Origin of the sequence: Algoriphagus sp. UBA3586, from assembly GCF_002376385.1 — a bacterium.
Lineage (GTDB): Bacteria > Bacteroidota > Bacteroidia > Cytophagales > Cyclobacteriaceae > Algoriphagus > Algoriphagus ornithinivorans.
Genome location: NZ_DFMT01000023.1, coordinates 1 through 6,940 on the forward strand (window position 1 = coordinate 1; position 6,940 = coordinate 6,940).

At 38.2% G+C, this 6,940-nt stretch carries 8 protein-coding genes; 7 read left to right on the forward strand and 1 reads right to left on the reverse strand.

Going from position 1 to position 6,940, the window contains the following annotated elements; translation table 11 throughout:
- The 7 genes from B2906_RS07745 to B2906_RS07775 all read left to right on the forward strand — a co-directional run.
- Positions 1-568 (forward strand): hypothetical protein (locus B2906_RS07745; RefSeq protein ID WP_286937088.1); only part of this gene is annotated, 568 nt, incomplete at its 5' end.
- A 152-nt stretch (positions 569-720) separates the two neighbouring features.
- Positions 721-1,290: a hypothetical protein gene (locus B2906_RS07750; RefSeq protein ID WP_286937093.1), complete on the forward strand. Its 570-nt coding sequence runs from the start codon at positions 721-723 to the stop codon at positions 1,288-1,290.
- Positions 1,277-2,122: an agmatine deiminase family protein gene (locus B2906_RS07755; protein ID WP_286937118.1), complete on the forward strand. Its 846-nt coding sequence runs from the start codon at positions 1,277-1,279 to the stop codon at positions 2,120-2,122. Before B2906_RS07750 ends, B2906_RS07755 begins: the two co-directional genes overlap by 14 nt.
- A 239-nt stretch (positions 2,123-2,361) precedes the next feature.
- On the forward strand, positions 2,362-2,673 hold the full coding sequence (locus B2906_RS07760; RefSeq protein WP_286937128.1) for a type II toxin-antitoxin system RelE/ParE family toxin: 312 nt from the start codon (positions 2,362-2,364) through the stop codon (positions 2,671-2,673).
- The gene (locus B2906_RS07765; protein WP_286937131.1) at positions 2,654-2,938 is read left to right on the forward strand and encodes an addiction module antidote protein; all 285 of its coding nucleotides are present in this window, start codon (positions 2,654-2,656) and stop codon (positions 2,936-2,938) included. Before B2906_RS07760 ends, B2906_RS07765 begins: the two co-directional genes overlap by 20 nt.
- A 187-nt stretch (positions 2,939-3,125) precedes the next feature.
- Positions 3,126-3,668 (forward strand): nuclear transport factor 2 family protein, encoded by a 543-nt coding sequence (locus tag B2906_RS07770; protein ID WP_286937143.1) that lies wholly within the window; start codon positions 3,126-3,128, stop codon positions 3,666-3,668.
- Positions 3,669-4,049: 381 nt separating this feature from the next.
- Positions 4,050-4,493, forward strand: coding sequence for a hypothetical protein (locus tag B2906_RS07775; protein WP_219957485.1), 444 nt, complete (start codon positions 4,050-4,052; stop codon positions 4,491-4,493).
- Between the two features lie 10 nt (positions 4,494-4,503).
- On the opposite strand, the gene B2906_RS07780 is transcribed toward B2906_RS07775, so the two are convergent.
- Positions 4,504-6,591, reverse strand: coding sequence for a protein-disulfide reductase DsbD family protein (locus B2906_RS07780; RefSeq protein ID WP_286937146.1), 2,088 nt, complete (start codon positions 6,589-6,591; stop codon positions 4,504-4,506).
- Positions 6,592-6,940 lie beyond the last annotated feature (349 nt).

The window sequence follows — 6,940 nt, forward strand, 5'->3', positions numbered from 1 at the left end:
GTCCAAAAAGAGGGAAGCCTTCAATGTTCCAGGCGGAATGTTTTTGTCAGGACTATTTCTCGGTGGAATGGTAATAGTCTTGATTTTGGTTGGCGGACTAATCTTGACTTGGTTGACTAAATTGATTGCAAAAAAACTTCCTTTTTGGACGATTTATTTCACTTTAACCGCATTAGCATTTACTGTTTTCCATTACCAGCTCTACTCACCGACTCTGAAAATTGTCGTTCCAGAAAATTACACAGGACAAATCAACCTCGTAAAATCAAACGTATCTGAGAACATTTTGACAGTTGACTCAAACGGAATTGGATATTTAAATGAATGGACTTTTAAAAAATTGTATTCTAAACCAATTGTAGTTGACGAAAACGGAAAAGACTTAACCGAACAAAGTGTGGGATTTAACCCATCGACATTTTTTGCACTTGGAACTTCTGCCAGTTCCGATAAAAAGGAAGAAATTAGGTCGCTATCATTTGAAATTGTGCCAAAAGACAAGATTGGCGAGAAACAATATTATCACACCGACTTGACAAAATTGGTGGACAAAGAAAAAATAGAATGAAAACGTGCTACAACTATAGCAAATGCGGGATATAGTGCTAAAATGAAAGTAATTACACAAAATAAACCAACTGCTAATCGGACAAGTAAGTGCCTTGAAATCCCGCACTTGCCATAGCCAAAACCGTTGTAGTGCATTTAAAAAAGATACCCATGAACCTAAATGACAAGTATTTTGAGTTATGTTACACAGAGCGGATTCATGAATTCTCTAAAATAGATCAATATAAAAAATGGACAGATGGAACGGCTCGAACGAAATACAAGTCTTTGGACGATTTCTACATAACCGAACTTGAAATAAACAAAGAAAAATTAAACCAGCTAAGGACTGATTATAAGAAATTCAATGAATTGTATTCAAGATATTTTAACGAGCAAAGAAAGGAACTTTTTGAAAATCCAAAACCGCTTTTAGAGTGGTATGCCACGCAAAAGGAATCCTGTAATTATTGCGGAATAAATCAATTAGAGCTTCACAGAATTGTAGAATCAAGAAATGGTAAATTAACCCTCAATCAGAAAACGAAAAGGTCGAAAGGAACTATGGAAATTGAAAAACTTAACCCAAACAAAGGTTACACTTTCGACAACTCTGTTCTCTCCTGCCCTTTTTGCAACAATGCTAAAAGCAACTTGATTTCCGAAGATGATTGGCGTAAGTTTTTTGTTCCTGCCATGAAAAACTATTTCAAATCAATTTTGAGCAATGGTAACAGGTAAAGAAGCAAATACGGTTTATTTTTCTGAAAAACTGCGGTCTGACAAGCGGTTTACCAAGACCTGCAATGCTTTATCCGAAATTCTTGAAAAGCACTCCAAAAGATATGACTTTTTAAAAGCGACAAAAGACATTTGGTGCAGAGACTACATGCCTATTCAGATTGAAAAGGGAAAGTTTGTCCAATTCCGTTATGAACCTTCTTACCTAAAAGACGACTTAGAAATTCAATCAGACCCAGAAGAAGTTTGTAAAGCCAACAACATTCGACCTCAATTTTCCAAAATCAACCTTGACGGTGGCAATGTTGTGAATTGGTCAGACAGGGCAATTATTACTGACCGAGTTTTTGAAGAGAACCCAGAATATTCAAGTAAAACTAAACTGATTTCTGAAATTGAAAAGCTTCTTGAAGTAGAGATAATCGTTATTCCGCAAATAAAATCTGATATGACAGGTCATGCAGACGGAATGCTTCGATTTGTTGACCACAACATATTACTTGGAAATAACCGAGAACAGGAATTTAAATATTGGAAGGATGGGATTAACAAAGTCCTAAAGGAAAAAGGCATTGACTATATCGACATTCCGTTTCTCGACCATAAAGAAAAGAAATACCCTGACCATGCAATTGGGTGTTATGTGAATTATTTGGAAATCCAAGACTTAATTGTGCTACCAATATTTGAAACAGAGCAGAACAAAGACCAAGAAGTTTACGACAAGTTCAGAGAGATTTTCCCGGACAGAAAGATTGAGACGATAAATTACAATGAAATCGGGTTTCATGGTGGTCTCTTGAACTGCACAACATGGACGATAAAGAACTGAAAATGAATAAACGCACTACAACATTGTATAAGCGTAATGCGGGCTGAACAGCTAAAATTAGGCATTTTTGCTCCAAAGATACTTTGCGGTAAGCGGTAAGTGAATTGCTCCCAAATCCCGCACAACGCTTATACTTGACCGTTGTGGCACATTTTAAAAGACCCCAAGTATATTCGAAGTAACTTTTTAAATCTAGAAAAAACATGTAGTTTTGTATCCAAATGAATACAGATAGGTAGATGTACTTTATTGAAAAGACTGTTGAGTTTGACAAGTGGTTGAGAAAATTGAAGGATTTAAGAGCAAAAGCGAAAATTTTGTTCAGGATCCAAAAACTTGAAATTGATGAACATTTCGGGGATTGTAAACCCGTAGGTGAAGGGATTCATGAATTAAGGATAGACTATGCTAAAGGATATAGAATCTACTTCAAGGAAAGAGAAGGGAAAATCATTATTCTTCTAGTAGGTGGAGAAAAATCAACTCAACAAAAGAACAAAGGAAATTTGGAAAAGGATAAAAAAGTAAAAAATGGAAACATCAAAATTTGATATCACGGACTATTTGGACAGTAAGGAAATGATTGCTGAGTATTTGAATTCTGTTTTGGAGGAAGGGGATAATGATGATGTAGTTGTTGCGCTTGGGCACATCGCAAAAGCAATTGGGATGTCCAAAATAGCGGAAGAAACAGGGATGAGTAGGCCAAGTTTGTATAAAGCCCTATCAACAGGATCGAAGCCCCAATTTGAAACAATAATGAAAGTATTAAAAGCTGTTGGTGGTCAATTAAGAATAAATCCATTATCCACTTGAAAAAAACGATGCCACAACATCACCTTGGATACAGCGGGCGGATCAAAGTAAATTGAAAGTTTACTATCTTTAAGAAGTTAGGAGTAGGCTGGAAGGGAATGGCTCCGAATGCCCGCCGTCTCCAAGCTGAATCCCGTTTCAAACTATAAGAACTTAGCAATAAGTACAACGATTAGACAATTTTGGTATGAAAGGAGTAAAAATGAAAAATCTATTACTAGTCTTTGGACTATTTGCAATATTGTTATCATCTATTGTGACAGGTTGCAAAGAAACCGATAAAGACTTTCAAAATGAAATAGTACCATTGCCGACACTGACCAAGGAAAATATGGAAAACCAAGCTTGGCAAATGGAAGAAAGGTATTGGGACTATGTACAAAAAATTGATACCGCTACTTACAAAAAGTTGTGGCATGACGACTTTGTTGGCTACCCAAGTTTTGGTGACGGAGTCTCGACCAAAAGTAAAATAGCTATATGGATACCTGAGCTACACAAAGACTCTAGTTTAACATTCAGTTACAAACTTTATAAAAGAGCCTCTAATGCCATTGATGATGTAGTTATCGTATTCTACGATGCGGATGAAATTTGGACTAATAGAGAAAATGAAATAGTAAGAAAGGAAACATATAAGTTTACTCATACTTGGAAAAAATATCAAGACAATTGGGTCATACTTGGAGGAATGGCCGCAAAAAAGAATCAGGACAACCTTACCGATTAAAAGAACAGATTATGATTTTCTAACCGCTAACAATAACGTTTGACGGTGTTATAGAGTACGGTTCTGTCATGACCTTGAATTCAACGGCAAATAAAGACTCATTTGACAATTTCGACTTTTATCGAAAAACAAAGACTCTATTAAATATTACAGTCTGACGAACCCCCCCTACCTACAACACCGTGTTTATCCCAGCTGTGGGTGACAGGTTGAAATGTAGTTCGGTTTTACTAATTTCATCCGCCCACCGGGGACAATGACGGCTTCGAAAGCCGCAGTCAGTCGTCATAAACACAAAACGTTAACATAAATTCCCAAAAAAACATCTTCAATTATTACTAGAAACCCTTCCTTAAAGGGTCAAATCAAATTTCAAAATAGATGCTCAATCGACTCATATTTTCCATAGATATCCCAGCTGAAAAATCCAGTGTTTGGAAAGCTCTTTGGGAGGATGCGAACTATAGAAAATGGTCAGCCGCCTTTTTGGAAGGATCTTATATGCTCGCTGAAATTTGGGAAGAGGGAGGAATTGTACATTTCCTCGGACCAGATCAAAATGGCATTTACAGTAAGATTGAGCAATACTTTCCTTTTTCCATCATATCTTTCAAGCATATCGGGAAAGTGACAGATGCAAAACCCCAGCCTATAGATGAAGAAACCAAAACATGGTCAGGAGCCACCGAAACCTATAAGCTTATAGAAGGGGAAAACTCTGTAAAACTAGAAGTGGAAATAGATATAATGGAGGAGCATTTGGAATTCATGAAAGATAAATTCCCCAAAGCACTGGAGCTAATCAAAGAAAACTCTTGCTTATAGCATTTTTTCCCTAGTTCCTTTTTTCAAATTCTGCTTTTGCCCTATCCAAAAATTCAATGAATGCCGGAATACTGGTATCGTAGGAACGGGGATTCACTAGCAAATTTTCTTCATGATCCAAGATCACATAGTAGGGTTGCGCATTGTTTTGAAAGCGGGTGATTTGGAAATCGGCATTTTGCTTGCCCAAGGTTTTTTTCACTTTCCCATCGTATTCTGAAATGTACCATTCACTTTCAGGAAGCTCCAGTCGTTCATCGATATACAGCGCAACCATCACAAAATCCTCCTTCAGCCTTCTCAGAACTTCCGGGTCCAGCCACACATTTTCCTCCATTTTGCGACAATTCACGCATCCATGACCCGTAAAATCAATCAATAAGGGTTTATTGGCTTTTTTTGCGGCCTTTAAACCTTGCTCATAATCAAAATAGCCCTTGATGCCATGAGGAATTTCCAATAAATCCGAATAAACGACTGGCTCATCTAAAATATATTGGGACGACTCACCCAAAGCAGCTGCACCGTTTATTTTGAACTGCTGAGAAGTAAGGGGAGGTAAATATCCGCTCAAATATTTCAAAGGAGCTCCCCAAAGTCCGGGGATCATGTAAACGGCAATCATCATACTGAGCAATGCCAGCAATAGCCTGGGAACACCTATGAAATCTAGCGGAGAGTCGTGTGGTAATTTGATTTTCCCTAAGAGATACAAGCCGAGCGCAAAGAAGATGACTATGTGGATTACCAAGAAAATATCTCGGTCTAGTATGCCCCAATGATAGACCTGATCTGCGATGGATAAAAATTTGAAGGCCAGAGCAAGCTCCAAAAAGCCTAAAACTACTTTGACAGAGTTTAACCATCCTCCGGACTTTGGAAGACTGCTCATCCAGCCCGGGAAAACTGCGAAAAGAGTAAATGGAATTGCAAATGCCAGGGAGAAAGAGAACATGCCTAAAATTGGTTTGATCAATTCTCCTCCAGCGGAAGAAATCAAAATGGAACCTACAATTGGACCGGTACAGGAGAATGAAACCAAGACCAAAGTGAAGGCCATAAAGAAAATTCCGATTAAGCCTCCTTTTTCAGCTTTGGCGTCTACCTTATTCACTAAGGAAGAAGGCAAGGTAATTTCGAATAAACCCAAAAAGGCTAAGGCAAAAACAATGAAAATTCCGAAGAAAAAGAGATTGGGAAGCCAATGGGTCGCCAGCCAGTTTGCAAACTCCGGTCCTTGAATAGCTGCTACAGCAGTGCCCGCAATTGTGTAAATAGCAATAATGGAAAGTCCATAAATAAAGCCATTTCGAATTCCTGCTGCCTTGGTATTAGCTCTTCCGGTGAAAAAACTGACGGTCATTGGAATCATCGGGAAAACACAGGGAGTCAAAAGAGCTGCCAGTCCAGCTAAAAAGGCCAAGACGATAAAGCCCCATAAACTGGGGTTTTCTGTTCCTTCCACTTCTGTGGTAATCACCTGCTCTTGAGCGGGAGTTCTCTCTGCCGTTTCATCTGCCGGTAAAACCTCCTCCTCTGCTAAATTAAATAGCCCGCTATCCGCTGGATTTAGATTAGCTGTTTCAGTTGTGTTTGTTGTTTCAGATGCATTTAGCTGAGCGTTGAAGTCAAGGATAATTTCTTCCTCGTAATTGATGCATTGCCCCGTCAAGTCAGAGCACATCTGATATTCTAAGCTTCCGCGAATTTCCCCGGTTGTTTTAGAAAGGACCAAACTCTGCTCAAAAACCCCTTTTTTGATAAAATACGTTACCTCACCTTCCCAGACATCCTCGTATTTTTTCTTAGCGCCTACTTCCTGAAGTTTACCTTTGGCTACATAAGCATCAGAATTGCTGAGTTTTAAGGTGGTCAATAAAGGGCCCAGATTTGGGTCAAAGCTGGTTCCATATACATACCAACCCGCAGGGATTTCAGCTTCTAAAATCAGCTTTACCTCTTCTCCTACCTGAGGATTTGCGGGTTCAATCCTACTACTCCAAACCGGAGCTTTGATGATTTGGGCAAAGGAATTGAAGCTTATCAGTATAAAAATTAAACTGAGAAAGCTGATATTTTGAAGGGATCTGAGGCTCATAAACTGATGGAAAATTAAATCAGGATAGATTTAATTGGGAGAAATGATAGGTGTTTATTGTTTATTTAAGCATTGAAAATTGCCTTTTGGTTCACTTCAATTTTCAATCTCTACTTTTTGTGATTTTTCTGAATCAAAATTTTAATTATTTCTTTTATTCTTTTCAAAATAGAAATCTTTTAGATCCCCCTTAGAGGCTGTCTCAAAAGTGCAATTTGTCACATTGAGCGAAGTCGAAATGTAGGCCACAACGAAATGAATGGCCTTCGACTCCATGCCTACCGTCCTTTAGGTTTGCAAATGAGAATTATTTGGGAAAATAAGAGCTAATATCTTTCCGATTATTAAG